The sequence below is a fragment of the Microbacterium sp. CCH5-D1 genome, assembly GCF_001557335.1.
GTDB lineage: Bacteria > Actinomycetota > Actinomycetes > Actinomycetales > Microbacteriaceae > Microbacterium > Microbacterium oxydans.
The window spans coordinates 1-750 of sequence record NZ_LSJW01000083.1 but is presented as its reverse complement, the minus strand read 5'-3'; the positions used below and the strand labels follow the sequence as shown (position 1 = coordinate 750).

General features: G+C 68.3%; 2 protein-coding genes. Both read right to left on the bottom strand.

The features are described from left to right. Window positions 1–265, bottom strand: a 265-nt coding sequence (locus AX744_RS05740) for a hypothetical protein (RefSeq protein ID WP_197429159.1), incomplete at its 3' end; no start/stop codon positions are given. 117 nt (window positions 266–382) lie between these two features. After that, window positions 383–750: hypothetical protein (locus AX744_RS20565; RefSeq protein ID WP_082738419.1), on the bottom strand; the 368-nt coding region annotated here is incomplete at its 5' end.

Sequence of the window (750 nt, the reverse complement as noted above, 5' to 3'; positions counted from 1 at the left end):
GGCGGGTGTCCTGGCCGTGCGCCACCCTCTCGAGAATCTCCCGTGCGTGCGCCCGATAGACCGCCTCCACGCTCATCCGCTCAGCGGCGTCGCCGCCGCTGAGCAGCGAGAACGAGTGATAGATCGCGTCGGCCCGCTCAGGGTGTCGGGCGGCTGCCTGCGCGATCTCGTCCTCGGCCCAGTTGATCCGCTCGAAGATCGCCCCGAAGTTCTGATCGAAGCTCGCCAGGATTTCCGCTGCCGTCTCCGTCTTCATGGTGCTCATGGCATCCTCCATATGTTGTGTATCTGACACCTAAAACAATACGGGGAGCCTCCGACATTGGAAGCGGACGCCAGAGCGCCCCGCCGGATCGTCTCGGCGGGGCGCTCGGGTGTGAGATCACCAGATCTCGAATCCTCCGCAGTGGCGCAGGAACGCGGCGAACTCGCGCACGTTCTCGACGTCGAACGGGTAGGACTTGCCGAAGTGCTCGCGGCGGCCGGTCCCGGCACAGGCGTTGCATCCGCCCTTGCCGGTGTCGGGGTCGCGCGGCTTGTCGTAGCCGTACTCGCGGCCGATGGCGTCGGTGCGCAGCCCCGTCCCGGTGCACAGGTCGCACTCGCTGTCCGGTAGCGCGTTCTGCTCGGCGGCGTACTGGTCGGCGTAGGCCGTCACGCGCCCGTTGGCGAGGTCGCGGTCGAGCGCGTCGGCCAGGGCCACGGATGCGGCCGCGTCGAGCCCGTCGCCGTCGTTGCTCTGCCAGTGGA